The sequence below is a fragment of the Paenibacillus sp. FSL K6-1330 genome (genome assembly GCF_037976825.1).
In the GTDB taxonomy this organism is placed as follows: Bacteria; Bacillota; Bacilli; order Paenibacillales; family Paenibacillaceae; genus Paenibacillus_AQ.
On sequence record NZ_CP150269.1, the window covers coordinates 4729422 to 4747464 of the forward strand.

Below are 18043 nucleotides of genomic sequence, written 5' to 3' on the forward strand. Positions count from 1 at the left end.
GAAACTTTCTATACATTTAAGTTGACTATGTGGAGTGAATTCACTACAATTCTATAGGTACACGTATGGCTGAATATATAAAAGAACAGGTGATTAAATCATGTCAGAGCAACAGAAGTATCAGATCCTTCTCTATTATAAATTTGTTCAAATCCCGGACCCTGAAGCGTTCAAAGACGAGCATCTGCAATACTGCAAAGATCTTGGACTCAAAGGACGTATCCTGGTTGCCTCCGAAGGCATCAATGGTACGGTATCCGGTACGATTGAACAGACTGAACAATATATGCAGGATATGCACGCCAACCCGCTCTTTGCGGACATGGTGTTTAAGATTGACCCTTCCGAAGGGCACGCATTCAAGAAGATGTTTGTCCGTCACCGCGAGGAACTCGTTACCTTCCGGGTGGAGGATGAGCTCGACCCTAATGAGATCAGCGGAACCCGCTTAGCGCCTCAAGAATTCTATGAATACTTGCAGCGTGATGATGTAATCGTCATCGACGGACGGAATGACTACGAATACGATATTGGTCATTTCCGCAATGCGATACGTCCAGAGGTTCAATCCTTCCGTGAGTTTCCGGATTGGATTCGCGAGAACCTGAGCGAGCATAAGGACAAAACCATCCTGACTTACTGCACAGGGGGCATTCGATGCGAGAAGCTGACCGGCTTCATGCTTAAGGAAGGCTTTAAGGACGTTGCCCAGCTGGAGGGCGGCATTGTCACCTACGGTAAAGACCCTGAAGTAAAAGGCCGTCTGTTCGACGGGAAATGTTATGTATTTGATGAGCGTATTGCTGTACCGATCAATCAAACGGACGAGGATGTCATCGTTGGTAAATGCCACCATTGCGGAAAGCCCGAAGATCGGTATATCAACTGCGATAATGACGCTTGCCACCTGCAGCATGTATGCTGCGAAGAGTGCGAGGAGCTTCATCATGGCTGCTGCTCTGCAGAGTGTGAAGAGATTGTTGCTGCAAGCCACAATGCTTCCTGAGCGAAACCCAGCCATAAATAGTTATAACTAAAGGAAAGGGCAAGGTGCGATTCACTCGCACCTTGCCCTTTTACTATACGATCTCGTCTGCATTCAGACGTATTAAATATCATGGAAAACAGCCAGTTCAGCTTCGATAGCAGCTTTGATCTTCTCGACGCATTCTTCCGTCGTTGCCGCGAATACACGTTTACCATTCACCAGTGCATATGGCCGCAGCTTGCACAGACCGCAAAGATTCATGCAATCGGCCCGCAGGACAGCGATTTCGGGATACAATTCCTCAAGATGCTCAAGTTCCAAAGCACTCATCAAGTTGCTGTCGCATATTTCCACAACAACAATCCCCATCCCCATCTTCATCACCACTATTCCATTTGACAATACGTTCATTCATTATGAGGAAAATGCCCGGTTTTGTCAAATCGGTCTTTGTTGAAGGTTAGTGAATGAGGGATTCCGCTCCGTCGATATAAATTTCAGTGCCGGTGATATGGGAAGCATCATCGGATGCAAGAAATGCTACAAGCTGGGCAACCTGTGAAGGCTGTCCCGGTCCGTCCGCCAATGGCTGATCACCTTCCGGATATTCAATCGGGATCGTCACCTCGTCGAGCTCTGGCTTCTCGATGGTGCTCTCATCAATGTTGGTTGAAATCGCGCCGGGACAAATGGCATTTACCCGAATTTTATAACGTGCGAGCTCCAGAGCCGCCATCTTCATGAAAGCAACCTGTCCGGCCTTCGTGGTGCTGTATGCTGAGAACCCAAAGCCGGTAAACACCCGGTTACCGTTGATGGAGCTGGTAATGATGATGCTGCCTCCATGCTCCTTCAAATAGGGAATCGCGTATTTTACCGTGGCAAACGTTCCTCTTAAATTGGTATTGATCGTAGCATCCCATTCATCAAGCTCCATGATCTCGATCGGAGCCTTGGTCCCATTGATGCCGGCGTTGGCAAACACGATGTCCATCTTTCCCCACTTCTCGGCAGCTTGGCTGAAGCAATCCTTCAGCGATTCCGCTTTGGAAATATCACAGTTGCCGGTCAGCGCTTCGCCTCCGCCTTGCTCAATCGCTTGCTTCACCTTCTCCACGCGTTCACGATCAATATCGATCAACAGCAGTTTAGCTCCTTGCTCCGCCAAAAGAAGGGCTGCGGCCTGGCCGATTCCGGAACCAGCACCGGTAACGATGGCTACTTTACCATCCAAACGTTGATTTGTTGACATTGCCACAACCTCCTCGTTTAAGTTTTCCTGATTATAGATAACCCAACGAGTCGGTATCTGAATCTTGGCTGTCTAAAGCTGGAACACCGCTGGTTTTACACATACCGGTTTGGATTGCGAGACGGTATATCCCGTAAAGGCAAGCTTGCCGTCTTCCGGATTCACATCAAACAATACAAGATTATTGCCGTCTCTATTGGCGACAACCAGGAACTTGCCCCCAGGCATCAGCGTAAAATGACGCGGGTGTCCGCCTTCTGTCGAAATATATTGAACCGGACTTAAGCGACCGGTATCTTCATGCACGGAAAATACGAAAATGCTGTCATGTCCGCGGTTAGACCCGTATACCGTTTTTCCATCCGCCGACACGGCAATCTCGGCGCAGTAACTCTCCCCGTCAAAATCCGCAGGCAGTGTCGATATCGTCTCCAGTATTTCTAAACGCCCCTCGTTCGGGATGTAGCGAAGCACCGTGACACTGGAATTCAACTCGTTGATGACATAAGCGTATGCACCGCTTGGGTGGAACGCTAAATGACGGGGGCCTACGCCTGCTTCCAACTGGGTTTCGCCATGAAAGCTCAATTCTTGGGTATTCTCATTTACCGTGTAAGCGAGAATTTTGTCCAGTCCCAAGTCCTGTACGAACACGAATCTACCATCTGGACTGTAAAATGCCGAATGCGCTCTGGATTGCTGATCTTCCCGTACAGAAACGAGATCCGCGTGTTTCTTCTCATCCAGAAGTTCACCGGCTTGTCCATCCGTACCGATTGCATGAAGGCCTACCAAACCTCCATGATAACTCGAGACAATCAGATACTTGCTCGCTTCATCTCGCTGGATATGACAAGTCGAGCTGCTCACACTGCGAACACGGTTCCGTTCGGTCAGCTTGCCGGCCATAGGGTCAATCTCAAAGCTGATGACCTCGCCAGTCTTTCCGCCTTCCTCTGTAATTTCGCCAATGGCATATAAACGTCTAGCTTCCGGGTCTACGTTCAGAAAGGTCGGATTCTTAATGCCGGATACCTCATCAAGCAGCTTCAGTTCGCCGCTATCCCCGTTAAATTCATATACGCATACTCCGCTTTGGTTGTCTTCCGCATACGCACCTGTAAACAGCAGCGTACGCTGTGATGGATTCGCCATAATGTCTATCTCTCCTCTCATTTATCTATACTTATCATGTTTTATGTAGTGTACTTTCAGTTACCATGTTAACTTCAACCCCAATGAAAATCAAATGACTTGACGTCTGATGTCTGTTTGTCTTTTGTCATACCGGGTATGTATGTATTATATCGACTGAAGGAGGTATTCCCATGAAACAACCGAACAGCGAGGAAGTACGCAATCAGCAGGACACGGAGAATGACTCTCAGGAACAAAGGGACAAAGTGAAGAAACATCAGGATGTGGAGCCTCAGGCTGAGAATTGGAACCCTCGGGATCTTCCGGATCCAAACGATAACCATAAATCAAAATCATAATCGCTTATATAAGAAGGCCGCATGGCAATGTCCATGCGGCCTTCAGGCTGTCGAGACCCCCCTGTTTTTTGCAGGTGGTAAGTTTTTCCTTAATAGTCTCAAAACTAGGGGCCTCAGATCGTATTAAATCTATTATTGTATTAAAAGATGAGTTTCCCCCATATAAAAAATCAAGTGTCGAAAAGTCCCCTAGACTTTCTCGAAACTCTGAAGACAGTCACTAAAGACTGTCTTATTAGTCTATAAAACTTTCAGCCTAATTATATAGGATTAGCTAGCTGTGGCAAGAAAGTAGATAATAATAAACAAAGCAACAACTCCTAAGATAATCCACAAAGCTTTATTGTTCTTCATTTCACCCATCAACTCCTCCACGCAAAATATTAAAATGTTTGAATTCAACAAATCAAAGGTAATATATCCCATAAAGGCGCCAGCATATAACATATATACCCATAGGAGGACAGATTTATGAGACTTGGTTCAAAATTCATAAAAAATATATTGGCAGTAGTTGTTTTTTTATCTATAGGTTCATCATTAGCACACGCTGAATCTTATGAGGATAAAGACTTTCTTACGCCAGCGAGCTATGTCGAATTTTTAAACCAACAAATTGAGACCGGAGATACTGCTGCAAAAGAAGTCTTAGAAAAGTTTATGGATCTTGATGCAGCAAGTCAAGAGGCCTTCGTAAAATTTTTAACGAGTGATCAATATGGAGAGTCGCTTGAATTATCCGGAATTAATGGCGACGACGTAAAGAAAAGTTATGTGATTGATGGTGTTGTAGTGCCTGTAACGGTCGAAAACGAAGCTGTAGTTACGGCATCAGAGAATGGAAATGTAAGTACACTTGCTAATACACGAGCATCGGCAAGCCGTTCCACCAAACTTTCGGTATTTGGTATTGAGGTATCCACACTAACACTAACTGTTAGTTGGGAACATAATGGTAGTGTAGCAACTAAACCACTACAAGTGTCCTATGCACATGCAAATAGTAATCCAGCATGGATAATTACCGAGCAATCAAGTAATAACCCAGGTTATATAAGTGAAGGTTATTATTATGGATCAGGTACTTGGAGGATGAGTGCAACTGGTACCATTGGTGCTTTGAGTTCTACGCTTGGTTTAAATATTAAGGCATCTACTCCACTTCATAGATACTATAACTTCACCTCTTCTCATCCAAATATGAACAATGTACCTTGGACAAAGTTTTAACGGGTGCCACTTAGTCTGTTTCAAAGATCGAAATTGAGGCTGGCGCTCTACAACTTCTAGCGAAGGATATTTCCTGCATGTGTGTGCAAATACCCTTCGTCTTATAAAATAAAAGTAATCAAACTAATTAGATAAAACGAAATTAATGATTAACTAAGTCCATGGCTGTCGAGAAAGTCTCGACAGCTATTTTTTTGTTTGTGGTGCCGTGAAGGATACCGGCAATATACCTCGGATCCATAGCACTGTAAAACTTGCCCGATGCGAGAACAATGTACTCGTTCACGCAATCACCGCAATGTCATCACACGTCAAGTCTGGGAAGATAGCAAGGACTTCTGCGAAACAACCAGCTTAGCTGATCGGGTAAATGGCTGAACCGAAAACGAAAAGAAACGATTGAGCAAAGCTTTACGGATGCTAAAGAGCCATCATGGGGTTCGGGTTCGCTATTGCCGATTGCGCGGGCTGCAAAACGTCAAGTAACAAGCCTTGATGACAGCAGACGCGCAGAACATGGAGAAGATGGCGATTCACCTGGATCACCAGGAAAAACGGGGGACTCCCCTTCCTCTCATCGATTGATTTCTACCTGAATGCAAAAAGAAACCCATGGTCGTAAAATGACCTGGGTTTCTGGATACTTTGAAGGCCGCATGGTTTTATCCATGCGGCCTTCTTATTTATGCACATCTCTGGGCGGATATTAACCTTCCAATAGCAGCGACTCTGGATCTTCAAGGAGCTCTTTCACCGTAACCAGGAAGCGAACCGCTTCGGAACCATCAACGATCCGATGATCATAAGACAGTGCGATGTACATCATAGGACGATTCTCCATACGCTCTGCATCAATGGCTACCGGACGAAGCTGGATTTTGTGCATGCCGAGGATACCCACCTGCGGCGTATTCAGGATCGGCGTAGACAACAGTGAGCCGAAGACGCCGCCATTCGTGATCGTAAATGTACCGCCTTGCAGCTCAGACAAGGACAGGGCATTATTACGAGCTTTTGCAGCAAGATTGCCAATTTCCTTCTCAATCTCGGCAAAGCCAAGACGATCAGCATCGCGAACGACCGGAACGACAAGTCCTTCCTTCGCGGATACCGCAATACCGATATCATAGAATTTCTTCACGACGATGTCGTCGCCATCGATCTCGGCATTCAGATGCGGGAATCTCTTCAACGCACCCACAACCGCTTTGGTGAAGAAGGACATGAAGCCGAGGCCTACGTCATGCTTCTCTTGGAAAGCTTGTTTACGACGCTTACGTACATCCAGGATCGCTGTCATATCTACTTCATTGAAGGTAGTCAGCATCGCAGCCGTATGCTGCGCTTCGACCAAACGATTCGCAATCGTTTGACGACGGCGAGACATACGAGTGCGTTCTACTGGCTTTCCATACTCAGCAGCAGGAGCCTGTGCTGCCGGAGCAGCTGTGGCAGCAGCAGACTTGCTTGGTGCTGCAGGCTTGGCTTCATTATGATTCTTCACATCATCATGGTAAATCCGACCTATCGGGTCGCGGCCCTGTACCTGGTCCAGATCAATCCCGCGTTCACGAGCCAGTTTGCGTGCGGATGGCGATGCAGTCAGACCCGCTCCTTCCTCGTTCTGAGCCGGTACCGGAGCTTGCGGCTTCGATGCTTCTGCCGCGGGTGCCGGAGCAGTCTCCGTTTGCGCGGATACAGGAGCTTCAGCAGCCTTCGGTGCCGGTGCGCTTGCAACGCCTTCCTGTGGAGAAATTTGACCGAGCACTTCACCGATCGTTACATTCTCCCCTTCTTGACGAAGGATTTTTTCCACAACGCCTTCAGACTCTGCGCTAATTTCAAGATTAACCTTATCCGTTTCTAACTCGAGCAGCACATCACCGATGTTAACGCTATCCCCTTCTTTAACATGCCATTTGAATATCGTTCCTTCGGTGATGGATTCGCCCATAGCTGGTACAGTAATTTCGCTCACAGCCGCTACCTCCCCAATGAGATCTGTTGATTTATAGTTTTACGATTAAGGGCAAAAGAAATGATGGTCTGTTGCTCATAAGCATGAACATCCTGATAGCCGCTAGCAGGGCTCGAACGCTCAGGACGCCCGCTGTAACGGACCTCTGTGCCTTTAGGTGCAATTTCACGAATTCTTGGTTCCATGAAGCTCCAGCTGCCCATGTTCTGAGGTTCTTCCTGAACCCACAGAATTTCTTTCAGGTTCGGATACTTCTGCATCACACGGGAAATTTCTTCTTTCGGGAATGGATACAGCTGTTCCACACGAAGAATATGAAGCCAGGACTGATCCTGATCCTTCTGTTTATCCAGTGCGTCCTCCAAATCGATTGCAACTTTCCCCGAGCAAAGAACAAGGCGTTCCACCTTCTTCGGTGATTGGCCAAGACCCGGCTGCTCCATCACTTTCTGGAAACCGCCCTCGCTGAACGCATTCACAGGCGATGCCACGCGTGGATTACGAATCAAGCTCTTCGGAGCCATGATCACCAGCGGTCTGGCATCTTCGGTTTCGGTCAAGGAAGCTTGTTTGCGCAGCAGATGGAAATACTGGGCAGCGGAAGTCAGATTCGCAACCGTCCAGTTATCTTCACCACTCAGCTGGAGGAAGCGTTCCAGTCTTGCACTGGAGTGCTCAGGACCATTCCCTTCATAACCGTGAGGTAACAGCATAACCAAACTGGACTTCTGTCTCCACTTCGAGCGGCCGGCTGTGATGAACTGGTCAATGATAACCTGGGCACAGTTAACGAAATCGCCATACTGCGCTTCCCAGATAACCAAAGTCTCAGGAGAGTACACATTGTAGCCATATTCAAATCCAACAACGGCTGCTTCAGTCAACGGGCTGTTATGGATCGCGAACGAAGCCTTGGCTTGCGGCAACCGGTGCAGCGGACAGAAGGTCTCTCCATTAACCGCATCGTGAAGCACAAGGTTACGATGGGCAAATGTTGCACGTTCGGCATCCTGTCCCGTAATCCGGATCGGCTTGCCGTCTGCGAGAATCGTAGCGAAAGCCAGCGTTTCGGCATGGCCCCAGTCCACCTTCTCGCCTTCGTCGAGCGAATTGCTGCGGCGCTCGAGAATACGCTGAAGCTTCGGATATACCGTAAAGCCTTCCGGCCACTGCAGGAGCTCGCGATTAATCCCGCGCAGCACTTGTGCAGATACATTCGTAGCTACTTCCGTCTTGGATTTACCGTCGGTCGCGTTCAGTCCAAGCAGGATCTGATCAACAGGATCCTTCGACTTCACGCTCTCGTAAGAATTCTTCAAGACCTCCAGAACGCTATTCTTCAGACTGTCCACTTGTTCTTGTGTCAGAATGTTTCCATCCACCAGTTTCTTCATATAAATCGTGCTAACGGTTGGATGATTCTTCACCTTCTGATAAATAAGCGGCTGGGTAGTTTCCGGATCATCGGTTTCGTTATGGCCATATTTCCGGTAGCCAACAAGGTCAATCAGAATGCTCTTCTTGAACTTATTGCGATAATCACTCGCAAGACGAGCAACCGCGATACATGCCTCCGGATCATCGGCGTTCACGTGGATAATCGGAATCTCATATCCTTTCGCCAAATCACTCGCATAATGAGTTGATCTGGAATCCTTGCCTTCTGTTGTAAATCCGATACGGTTGTTCACGATAATGTGAATCGATCCGCCCGTACGGAACGCTGGCAGTTTATTAAAGTTCAGGGTTTCCGGCACGATCCCTTCGCCAGGGAACGCGGAATCACCATGAATCTGAATGCTCAGCGCTTTGTTTACATCCTGCTTCGGATATCCCGCTTCACTGCGATCCTCCTGAGCAGCACGAGCAAAGCCCTCTACCACCGGATTGACATATTCCAGGTGACTCGGATTGTTTGCAAGGGTAATCCGAACCTGTCGTGCTTCATCCTTCTTCAAATAACGGTCCGCACCCAAATGATACTTCACGTCACCTGTCCAGCCGTAGTTAATGCCCATGGAGCCTTCGGATGGAACGAGATGTTTATTCGGAGAGTGCATGAACTCCGAGAAAATCTTACTGTAATCCTTGCCCAGTACATGAGCCAGGACGTTCAAGCGCCCACGGTGTGCCATCCCTACGAGGATGGAGTTGACATCCACCTCGGCCATTTGGCGAACGATTTCGTCAAGCAGTGGTACGAGTGCTTCGTTGCCCTCAACCGAGAAGCGCTTCGCACCTACGAATGTGCGGTGCAGGAACTCCTCGAATTGCTCGGCCTCAAACAGCTTCTTCAAAAGCCCCCTGCGCTCTTCTACGCTCATGGCGGACAAATAACGTCCCGATTCGGCCTGCTCGTTGAGCCATTTGCGTTCTTCTTCATCGTGAACATGGCTAAATTCATAGGCAATGGAGCCTGTATATAATTGTAACAGCCGCTGGATTGCCTCTAAGCCATTCTTGATATCGCTAGGAGCCTCCTCCCAGACGATCTCTGCAGGCAGGGCTGCCAAATCCGCTTGGCTGAGTTGGTAGCTTTCTGATTGAAGCAGACGTGTGTCAGCTTCGTTTCCAATTCCAATTGGATCAATGTCGGCGGCCAGATGACCATAGGTTCTAATGTTCCATACCAGTTTGCCGGCAGCTACCCCTTTTTTCAGTAATTGCGGGTCATAGCTAACACCTTGTCCCTGCGAATCCGCTTTCTTTTCATTGTTTTCCAAAGATGGAGGCGGTCCCCAGCTGGCGAACAGCTCACGGTATCCTGGCTCCACAGATTGCGGGTCTTGCAAAAACTTCTCATACTGATCTTGAATGTACCCCAAGTTCGGACCATGATATTTCTGCCAAGGTCCCTCTGTCATTCTGTCAAGGGTCTTCATCGCTGACTCCCTCCGTCAGATTATTTTGATTGCTCAAGGACGGAATTTCTAATTTTACATTCTGCATACTACATTTTACATTAAATAAACGTTTTCTTACGATTACATTATAATACACTTGGCCTCAATACCGAAAATACCCTTTATATATAATAATGATCTCAGAAACAGATGAATTTGCGTCAATTTTTTGACGATTTGTCCGTGAAGCCACCAATTCTCTGTATAGGTTTCCAATTAAAGTCATTTATCTGAAAAAACATCCACTTCCAGCCAGTCCATCTGCCGCAGCGGTTCAGGTCCGGTATCCATCCCCAGCAGCTGAAGAAGCTGTTTGGCATTGTCGGAAGCATCTCCTCCCGAATTGTTATTGAATATAATCCAGCATTGCTTCGACTTCTCCAGCAATTGCTCTATCCATACCTTCCACTGCTCCAATTCCTCTAAGCTGTAACGGTATAAATACCGCACCTCGCGCCAGTTGGGCTGACCGCTGGAGTGCCACCCTTCGGCGTTACGGCCATGCATCCGGATCATCACAGCCTTTGTACCCGAAGTCTCAAGTACGACCGGGACGGATCCAATGCCCGCTTGCGGCTCGTCGGCGATGCTGTGAATCCAGCCCTCATTTCGCATAAACTCAAGTGTCTTCTCCCGAAACTCTGGCGCATACCAGCTCTGATGCCGAAATTCCAGAGCTACGGGTACATCCTTCATCCACTCCCGCGTACGCTTCAGAATGTCCACATGTTTGCGTTCGCACCCGAACCAGGGCGGGTATTGAAACAGAACGGTCCTTAATTTGTCCGCAGCCCGCAATTCCTCAACTGACGTGAGCAAATGATCAAACATCGCTTTGACGCTTGGGTATCTGTCCTTGCCCTGGCCGCGTGCATGGCCTGTCATGCCTTGATAAGCCTTTACAATAAAACCGAAATGTTCCGGAACAGCAGCTGCCCACTTATTCATTTGTTCCGGTGACGGTATGGCATAGAATGAATTGTCCATCTCCACGATGGGAAAATGTCGGCTGTACATTTCCAGCCTGTCGGCGGCCCTCGCCCCTTCATCATACAACTTGTTATGATCTCCCCATCCGGACAGACCTACCTGAATCACATGCTCATGCTTTTCTTCCGTTAACATAACAATCCTCTCATCCACATGATTTACCATATCGGGGACTTCTATTAATTAACCCCATACGGGAAATTTCAAAAGCAGGCAACCCCTTACTTTTTTTACCAACTGCTATCATCACATTCACTTCTGATCATAAAAAATATGATGCGCCTCCAGCATTCCGTTCACGATGTGTAGCCTTCCATAGGAGTACCGGGGCTGCCGTCTTTTGTCCGTGGCGGAACCGGGATTGAACAACAGCACCCCTTGCACATGTTCTTTAAACGGTATATGGGAGTGGCCAAACAAGATGCAATCCACCTCCGTGTCCGCAAAAGCTTTTCTTGCCCGGGAGGGCGTTGTTCCTCCCTGTCCGTGCCCATGCACAATACCGATGCGTTTGCCTTCGATTTCGACCAGCTTCTTGTAACCTAACCGTTCTATGATCCGCTCGTCATCAACATTTCCGGCTACTCCTTCCACCGGAGCATATTGACTAAGCTGTTCATAGAGCTCCCAATTAGACCAGTCACCAGCATGAAGAATAAGATCCGAATGCCTCACATCTTCAAGCAGTGCGGCTGGCAGCTCTTTCGCTTTTCTTGGCATATGGGTGTCTGACAATACCGTAATCCGAAATGGAAAACTCATCTTGATCGACCCCTTCTTCATCATATTAAATGCTGAGATACCTGCTGTCTGGCACTAACCTATATCCTACCAAATAAACGAACTCAAATAAACGAACTCAAATAAAACCGCGCAGGTGAGCTGCGCGGTTTGTTGGTCTGTTTCAGACAGAAAAAATTTCCAATCATAAGTTTTAGTTTGTTTGAGTGCTGAATAGAATGTACGAGCATGAAGGTACAAGCTTTCTTATCCATGTTCATGACGAGAGGTGGAAGTCAATGAGTATTTTTATTAGCTACATGATTCTGGGACTTTCTCTATCAGCCCCCGTAGGCCCGGTCAATGCAGCACAGCTCGATAAAGGGATTAAGAAAGGGTTTTGGCATGCATGGTTGTTCGGAATCGGTGCGGTCCTGGCAGATATCCTTTATATGATCCTGGTCTACCTGGGCGTTGTTCACTTCCTGAATACGCCGTTCATGCAGACCTTTCTGTGGCTGTTCGGTGCCTTTGTTCTTATCTATTCGGGGCTTGAAAGCATCCTGAATGCCAATAAAGTGACGATCAGTCAAGAAAACAATGAAGATTCGTTATTGAAAAGCATGCTCTCCGGGTTTCTCTTATCCGTATCCAATCCGATGACAATCCTGTTCTGGCTCGGAATCTACGGCTCTATTCTCGTTAAAACCGCAGCGGATGACGGCTCCGCCAATCTGTTTATCTACAGCGTGGCCGTCATCGCCGGGGTTGTACTATGGGATTTGTTCATGGCTGCGCTCGGCAGTGTATTCCGCCGATATTTGAGCAATAGAGCGCTCTCCCTGATCTCCATAATTTCCGGCATCTCGTTAATCGTCTTTGGCGTTTATTTTGGAATTCGGGCTCTTGCGCTGCTATATCCGCTCATATTCTAACGGGCCGGCTTCGGACGAAACTTGGGTTTATCCGCCTCCCTGGCGTGGCCTTGACCGGATTTCTTCCACACGGAGCGCATGCATAGGACAACCAGACCGATTACCACGATAAACCCAATACTGATCCAGAGCCCCGGGCGGCTCATAGGGTGGAGTGCGGTTCCACTGACGGCAGCCGCAATCAACAGCATCCCGATGTATCTTTTGATCTTGCCCCACACCGTAAGCTCTATGAGTCGGCCTGCCGATATGAGGATGAAGAACCAGTTATACAGCAGCATAAGTCCTGCACCCGTGGTCAAATACTCATAAATCTTGCCTGGCATGAGCAGAGACAACACAATAGATACAATCAATCCGATAGCTGTAAGGGAAAGTGCATATATGGGCGTATCCCGCTTAAACTTTTTCCTAGAAAACAGCTTGGGAGCGTCCTTATCTTCGGATAACGTAACCAGCATCGTGGTCACTGCATACAGCGAGGCAACCATGGTCGAGAAACCGGCTATAATCAATACAGCATTAAATATATGCGGGATAAAAGGAAGGTGGTAGGAGCTTAGTGCCACAACAAAGGGGCTTTTCGTCGTGGAGAATTGATTCCAGGCCACCATGATCACGGCCATGCCAATAGAAAGAACGTATACGATGGATAGCAGCAGAATCATCACTCTACCCGCTTTGGGCGCTTCCTTCGGATTCTTCAAGCGAATCGCCATGACCCCCATGACTTCAATTCCGCCGAAGGCATAGAACGCAAAAATCAGGGACGACCACATGCCCATGCCACCTGCCGGGAAAAATGCGTTTATGCTGCCTGGAACGTGCAACTTCGACCCTCCTTTTAACCACCCCATCAAGGCGGCAGCAGCAATGATGAGAAACATGACAATCGCGGCGACCTTAATGATAGCCAATACATTCTCCAGCCGGTCGAAGCCTTTGTTGCCGATCCAGATGACAAACAGTCCCAATACGGCATAACCTGACGCAAATATCCACATTGGAACGCCAGGGAACCAGAAGCGAGAGAAAATCGCCAGCGCCGTCATCTGGCTCCCCATGATCAACACTTCGGAGCACCAGTACATCCACCCCGTAGAGAAGCCTGCCCATCGGCCATAGGCTTTTTTGGCATAGGTTCGGAACGAGCCCTTCTGCGGGTCCTCGGCCGTCATCCGTGACAGCACATCAAACACAAAGAAGGTGGCTGTCGCCGCCAATATAATAGAAAGAAGAAAAGCCGGTCCTCCAAGCCGAATACCTAAAGCGGATCCGAGAAAATACCCTGTGCCGATCGTTGATGCAACCCCCAGCAGCGATAGCTGCCACCATCTCAAGTTCCCTGACTCCGCCTTCGCCCCTTTGTTCACGGTTCTGTCCTCCAGATTATTGTTATGGGTTCGTTCAAAACTTTCCTTATTATGAAGGGAACCTCCGTGATTTATGTACCGCGTATCTCAACCTAAAAATGCCTTTTGGCAAAAGAGAAGCCATGGAATTATGCCCATGTCCAGTCTATGGCTGGGTTCTCTCGCATATTTTGGGTGTTCCCCGAGAACTCTAAACGGAAGAAAGCTGTATTGGGGGATCACACATGTCAGGAACTCGCGGTATTCCAACGAATCAGGCGTTTATGATTATGATGCTTACGGCCGGCTTGACCAATCATGTCATGATCATACCTGTGCTTCTGGAGAAATCCGGACGGGATGCCTGGATCACCATTATCGTGTCGGCCGTATTATTCCTGCCCTGGGTTCTGCTTATTTACGGGATCATCCAAAAAATCGGCAATCGTTCCATCACGCAGGCACTTGACGAAAGCAGCGGCAAAGGGGCTCGAATATTGGTGATGAGTTTGTCCGCTTTATATTTTTTTACTTTTGCCTTTTATACCTTAAAAGAGGTCATCGATTGGACAAAATCGACCTATATGATCCAAACCCCTATCATTGCCACCGCATTGGTACTCTTAGTGTTATGTCTTGTCAGCGCAAATCACGGCATAAAGACCATTGGCGTTTCTGCCGGAATATTGCTTCCTTTTGTCGTTTTGCTGGGGATATTCGTATCCTTGGCCAATCTGAAAGTAAAGAACTACAATTATTTGCTGCCCGTCCTTGAAGATGGCTTCCAGCCGGTTCTAAGCGGAATCCCCGTCATGTTCGGAGGACTATCCCAATTTATATTGATTTTATTCTTACGCCCCCACCTTCAGAAAAAGCCCGGTTTTCTTACAATCCTGCTCATCCATCTGGTTCTGATCTTCCTGACGTTTGGACCCACCGTTGGCGGCATTGCCGAATTTGGACCTGAAGAAATGGGTCTCCAGCGATACCCGGCTTATGAACAGTGGCGTCTCGTAAAGCTGGGCAAATTCGTAGAGCATGTCGACTTTTTGTCGATTTTCCAATGGCTCAGCGGAGCTTATATCTCCATATCCATCTCGATTTTTTTGCTCTGTGAAACCCTTCTTCCCAAGTCCAAGCAAAGCGTAGGCATATTAGCCGTGTCAACGCTGCTTATTATTCTGTGCGCTTCACCGATCAGCAATCCCAAAATGTATTATGCAATGGCAGACTATTTTTTGCCCATATCCGCCGTTTATATTACCATCTTAAGCCTCCTGTTGTTCTTCTTGATCCATAAACCATCCCAACAACAGAACTCACATTCGTCGAAAGGAGAATCCCCGCAATGAATATGACGGAACAGCAGCTCCGAGATCGTTATGCCGATTCCGATGACATCTATATTACGTCTTATCCTGGTGCAGAAGGTGATATGCTGCCATGGGCCATTATGGTTTACAACCCGATGATGTGCGATTCTCAATTGATGTCCAAAATCTTTTTGCCTGTTATTAGCAAGGAATGGAATATATCCATTTCTCAGAAGCATCCGTTTGATCCCGAGCATCTGGAATATTATCTTACCCTTGACACATCCGAGGCTAATGTGGAATCGGTTGATGATATTGTATATTCAGGTTATGTTGCGTTGTATTTTCCTAAGGACAATAAGCTGTATTCTTATAGCGCATCCAAAAGCATTGGGCGTACCCCGGAGGAAAGTTCCGCAGAGACCTCGATCAAAGGTCCTCGTGACGGGTTCGTCGAGGAATTGGATATCAATGTATCGCTCATTCGCAAACGGCTGAAATCACCCGGACTCGTCTATTCCTCCTTTAAGCTGGGTGACAAGAGCAAAACTACTGTCGGCATCATGTACTTAAAAGACAAGGTGATCCCAGAGACCGTCACTGCCATCGTGGATAAGCTAAATGATTTCTCCGGCGACTCACCCGTAGGCATGGGCGAACTCGCTGAGCATCTAACTCCGTATCGATTCACGGTGCTTCCCATGTTCGATTATACGGGAAGGACCGATCTTGCTTATGACTCTTTAACTCGCGGTCGATTGGTCATTATTATGCAGGGAAGTCCCGTAGTATTGATTGCACCTGCCAGTTTTATGCAGCTCCTGTTTGCCGCAGAGGATCCGCAGATGCCGTTTTATTTCGTTATCCCATGGAGAATTCTCAGACTGGTTGGCTTCCTGATTTCCGTTTTCCTTCCGGGATTTTATATTACCTTGCTGTCCTTTCATCAGGATCAAATCCCTTTCCCGCTGCTCGCCACGGTCGCGAACACACGGCTTGGGCTTCCTATTCCGACCGGATTTGAAATGCTGATCATCTTGTTTCTACTTACCCTACTGCGGGAAGCCGGTATGCAGATGCCTTCACCAATCGCTTCAACCATTACGGTCGTTTCCGGTATCATCATCGGTGACGCCGCGATTCGGGGTGGTTTTTTCTCCCCAACGATGACGGTGATCGGCGCACTGGCTTTTGTTGCGGGGTCAACCCACTCCAATCAGGATTTTGTTGTTACCCAGACGATTTTCCGGTTTTTAGTCCTTACTCTTTCCTCGGTATTCGGGTTATTCGGTTTTTTCATATCGGTATTCTTGATCGTTCAGTATGCAGCCCATCATAATCCATTTGGACAGCCGTATCTTGCCCCCTTCTCGCCTTTTTCCTTATCCAAAATCATTGGCAATCTCATGCGATTTCCGGGCAAACGAAAAAAGGGTGGATCCCTATGAAGCGTGTATGGATACTCGCATGTATAGGATCTTTGCTGATCTCAGGCTGCTGGGATAACAAAGAAGTGCAGGATATCAACTACATCACGGCTTTGGGCGTCGATTATAAGAACGACAAGTATATCATCTATGTGCAGATGCTGGACTTCGCAACGATTGCCAAACAAGAAAGCAGCAAGCCAACTGAGAAAGCGCCGATTTGGGTCGGCCGAGGAACCGGCACCACTTTGGCTGAAGCCCTAATCGATTTGTATACATCGAATCAGCAGCGGGTCTCTTGGGGCCATGTCACGGCTTTGGTGCTTACGGAAGCGGTGTTAAAACCTAAGCAGTTGTCCCAAGTGTTCGACCTGACCAACCGTTCGCAGGAAATCCGTTATACGAAATGGATCTATGGCACCAAGGACAATATGGAGGACCTCTTTACGGTATCGCCGTTCTTTCAGCTCTCACCTCTGCACTCACTGCTTCATGAACCCAGAGAAAGCTATGTCCAATTCTCGTTTATACGTCCGATTCAATTCGTGAACTTTATTCGTCTCTACCGGGAGAAAGCCGCTACCGTCGTATTGCCCTCGCTCCATATTTCAAATCAGAACTGGTCGGAAAATCTGAAGCAGCACCCGATTTTAGAAGTGAACGGCGGTTTTCTGATCAAGAACAAGGAATTGATGGGTTGGCTCAAACGATCCGATCTGTTGGGTACACGCTGGCTAGCCTCGCCTCAAACCCATGCTGCCGTCATTGTTCAGGCGGACGGCGAAGCCGTCGGGAGCATACGGCTGGAGAAGCCCCAATCATCCATTGAAGTCATCCGTAAACCAAAGGATGCGTCATATCGAATCAAGCTTAACGTCATCGGGACAGTGCAGAATATGTATAAGAAGGTGGGAATTAAGGAGATGAAGCGCTTAACGGAAGATACCCTGCGAAAAGAAATGCATAATACCTTCCATAAAGCTGCATTGATCCACGCGGATCCCTACCAGCTATGTCTCCAATTGTACCGAACCGATCCGAAGCTCTGGAAGGAATTAGTGGAACAGAAAAAGGAAATCGACGATGAAACGTCACTTGAACTTGAGGTTGACGTCAACCTGCGATACTGGGGACAGCGCAGAAGTTTGAACCGATAAATGTACGTCATAAACAAACTGTATTTTCCCCGAAATTGTGAAAACAGCAAAAGAAGCAGACCTTTATCGGCCTGCTTCTTTTTGTTGTTCCTTTATTTTTTCATAATGTCCTTGATCTCGTCTTTAATGGATTCCGCCTGCGGTAACAAGGAGAAATTTAATTAGTAGATTTTCATAAATCTATTGGATGTAAATACGTTTGATTCTATTATTAACCAATAATAGGAATTGATTATATATTTGGCTTAGAGTATACTAACATTATTCCATGGAATATTCTCTCAAAAAAGGGGGTGTTTTCT

15 protein-coding genes and 1 pseudogene are annotated in these 18043 nt (G+C 47.5%); 8 read left to right on the forward strand and 8 right to left on the reverse strand.

Annotated elements, in window-relative coordinates:
• Positions 1-100 precede the first annotated feature (100 nt).
• Positions 101-1006, forward strand: coding sequence for a rhodanese-related sulfurtransferase (locus tag NYE54_RS21345; protein ID WP_339266069.1), 906 nt, complete (start codon positions 101-103; stop codon positions 1004-1006).
• A gap of 102 nt (positions 1007-1108) precedes the next feature.
• Here NYE54_RS21345 and NYE54_RS21350 read toward each other — a convergent pair whose 3' ends face one another.
• From NYE54_RS21350 to NYE54_RS21360, 3 genes are all read right to left on the reverse strand, one after another.
• Positions 1109-1357 (reverse strand): DUF1450 domain-containing protein, encoded by a 249-nt coding sequence (locus NYE54_RS21350; RefSeq protein ID WP_015736210.1) that lies wholly within the window; start codon positions 1355-1357, stop codon positions 1109-1111.
• A 91-nt stretch (positions 1358-1448) separates the two neighbouring features.
• Positions 1449-2240 carry an SDR family NAD(P)-dependent oxidoreductase gene (locus tag NYE54_RS21355; protein WP_339266071.1) on the reverse strand — a complete coding sequence of 264 codons (792 nt, stop codon included), beginning with the start codon at positions 2238-2240 and terminating at the stop codon, positions 1449-1451.
• Positions 2241-2312: 72 nt separating this feature from the next.
• Positions 2313-3395: a lactonase family protein gene (locus NYE54_RS21360; protein WP_339266072.1), complete on the reverse strand. Its 1083-nt coding sequence runs from the start codon at positions 3393-3395 to the stop codon at positions 2313-2315.
• 173 nt (positions 3396-3568) lie between these two features.
• On the opposite strand from NYE54_RS21360, the gene NYE54_RS21365 reads away from it, so the two are divergent.
• The 3 genes and pseudogenes from NYE54_RS21365 to NYE54_RS21375 all read left to right on the forward strand — a co-directional run.
• Positions 3569-3736, forward strand: a complete 168-nt coding sequence (locus NYE54_RS21365) for a hypothetical protein (protein ID WP_165789659.1) — start codon at positions 3569-3571, stop codon at positions 3734-3736.
• A 471-nt stretch (positions 3737-4207) separates the two neighbouring features.
• On the forward strand, positions 4208-4966 hold the full coding sequence (locus tag NYE54_RS21370; protein WP_339266074.1) for a hypothetical protein: 759 nt from the start codon (positions 4208-4210) through the stop codon (positions 4964-4966).
• A 207-nt stretch (positions 4967-5173) separates the two neighbouring features.
• Positions 5174-5449 (forward strand): annotated as a pseudogene (locus tag NYE54_RS21375) (transposase); the annotation flags it as partial.
• Positions 5450-5672: 223 nt separating this feature from the next.
• On the opposite strand, the gene odhB reads toward NYE54_RS21375, so the two are convergent.
• The 4 genes from odhB to NYE54_RS21395 form a co-directional block, all read right to left on the reverse strand.
• Positions 5673-6944, reverse strand: a complete 1272-nt coding sequence (gene odhB / locus NYE54_RS21380) for a 2-oxoglutarate dehydrogenase complex dihydrolipoyllysine-residue succinyltransferase (protein ID WP_339266076.1) — start codon at positions 6942-6944, stop codon at positions 5673-5675.
• A 5-nt stretch (positions 6945-6949) separates the two neighbouring features.
• Complete coding sequence (locus tag NYE54_RS21385; RefSeq protein ID WP_339266078.1) at positions 6950-9826, reverse strand: 2-oxoglutarate dehydrogenase E1 component; 2877 nt, start codon at positions 9824-9826, stop codon at positions 6950-6952.
• A gap of 243 nt (positions 9827-10069) precedes the next feature.
• Entirely contained in the window at positions 10070-10972 is a 903-nt protein-coding gene (locus NYE54_RS21390) for a DUF72 domain-containing protein (protein ID WP_339266079.1), read from the reverse strand.
• A gap of 117 nt (positions 10973-11089) precedes the next feature.
• Positions 11090-11599 (reverse strand): metallophosphoesterase family protein, encoded by a 510-nt coding sequence (locus NYE54_RS21395; protein ID WP_339266080.1) that lies wholly within the window; start codon positions 11597-11599, stop codon positions 11090-11092.
• A 257-nt stretch (positions 11600-11856) separates the two neighbouring features.
• Here NYE54_RS21395 and NYE54_RS21400 point away from each other — a divergent pair, with 257 nt between their 5' ends.
• Entirely contained in the window at positions 11857-12492 is a 636-nt protein-coding gene (locus tag NYE54_RS21400; RefSeq protein ID WP_339266082.1) for a LysE family transporter, read from the forward strand.
• Here the strand turns inward: NYE54_RS21400 and NYE54_RS21405 are convergent.
• A complete protein-coding gene (locus tag NYE54_RS21405; RefSeq protein WP_339266084.1) occupies positions 12489-13865 on the reverse strand; it encodes an amino acid permease in 1377 nt (458 codons plus the stop codon). The genes NYE54_RS21400 and NYE54_RS21405 overlap by 4 nt on opposite strands.
• 224 nt (positions 13866-14089) lie before the next feature.
• Here NYE54_RS21405 and NYE54_RS21410 point away from each other — a divergent pair, with 224 nt between their 5' ends.
• Genes NYE54_RS21410 through NYE54_RS21420 form a run of 3 tightly spaced genes read left to right on the forward strand, consistent with a single transcriptional unit; the run spans position 14090 to position 17741 of the window.
• Complete coding sequence (locus NYE54_RS21410; protein ID WP_339266086.1) at positions 14090-15196, forward strand: endospore germination permease; 1107 nt, start codon at positions 14090-14092, stop codon at positions 15194-15196.
• Positions 15193-16605 (forward strand): spore germination protein, encoded by a 1413-nt coding sequence (locus NYE54_RS21415; protein WP_339266088.1) that lies wholly within the window; start codon positions 15193-15195, stop codon positions 16603-16605. Before NYE54_RS21410 ends, NYE54_RS21415 begins: the two co-directional genes overlap by 4 nt.
• Positions 16602-17741 (forward strand): Ger(x)C family spore germination protein, encoded by a 1140-nt coding sequence (locus NYE54_RS21420; protein WP_339266090.1) that lies wholly within the window; start codon positions 16602-16604, stop codon positions 17739-17741. The genes NYE54_RS21415 and NYE54_RS21420 overlap by 4 nt, the downstream gene beginning before the upstream one ends.
• Positions 17742-18043: the final 302 nt, after the last annotated feature.

What these genes read in the sequence shown, in the direction of transcription:
- NYE54_RS21345 (WP_339266069.1), top strand. Translation starts at nt 101, where the DNA reads ATGTCAGAGCAACAGAAGTATCAGATCCTTCTCTATTATAAATTTGTT.
- NYE54_RS21350 (WP_015736210.1), bottom strand. Translation starts at nt 1,357, where the DNA reads ATGGGGATTGTTGTTGTGGAAATATGCGACAGCAACTTGATGAGTGCT.
- NYE54_RS21355 (WP_339266071.1), bottom strand. Translation starts at nt 2,240, where the DNA reads ATGTCAACAAATCAACGTTTGGATGGTAAAGTAGCCATCGTTACCGGT.
- NYE54_RS21360 (WP_339266072.1), bottom strand. Translation starts at nt 3,395, where the DNA reads ATGGCGAATCCATCACAGCGTACGCTGCTGTTTACAGGTGCGTATGCG.
- NYE54_RS21365 (WP_165789659.1), top strand. Translation starts at nt 3,569, where the DNA reads ATGAAACAACCGAACAGCGAGGAAGTACGCAATCAGCAGGACACGGAG.
- NYE54_RS21370 (WP_339266074.1), top strand. Translation starts at nt 4,208, where the DNA reads ATGAGACTTGGTTCAAAATTCATAAAAAATATATTGGCAGTAGTTGTT.
- NYE54_RS21385 (WP_339266078.1), bottom strand. Translation starts at nt 9,826, where the DNA reads ATGAAGACCCTTGACAGAATGACAGAGGGACCTTGGCAGAAATATCAT.
- NYE54_RS21390 (WP_339266079.1), bottom strand. Translation starts at nt 10,972, where the DNA reads ATGTTAACGGAAGAAAAGCATGAGCATGTGATTCAGGTAGGTCTGTCC.
- NYE54_RS21395 (WP_339266080.1), bottom strand. Translation starts at nt 11,599, where the DNA reads ATGAGTTTTCCATTTCGGATTACGGTATTGTCAGACACCCATATGCCA.
- NYE54_RS21400 (WP_339266082.1), top strand. Translation starts at nt 11,857, where the DNA reads ATGAGTATTTTTATTAGCTACATGATTCTGGGACTTTCTCTATCAGCC.
- NYE54_RS21410 (WP_339266086.1), top strand. Translation starts at nt 14,090, where the DNA reads ATGTCAGGAACTCGCGGTATTCCAACGAATCAGGCGTTTATGATTATG.
- NYE54_RS21415 (WP_339266088.1), top strand. Translation starts at nt 15,193, where the DNA reads ATGAATATGACGGAACAGCAGCTCCGAGATCGTTATGCCGATTCCGAT.
- NYE54_RS21420 (WP_339266090.1), top strand. Translation starts at nt 16,602, where the DNA reads ATGAAGCGTGTATGGATACTCGCATGTATAGGATCTTTGCTGATCTCA.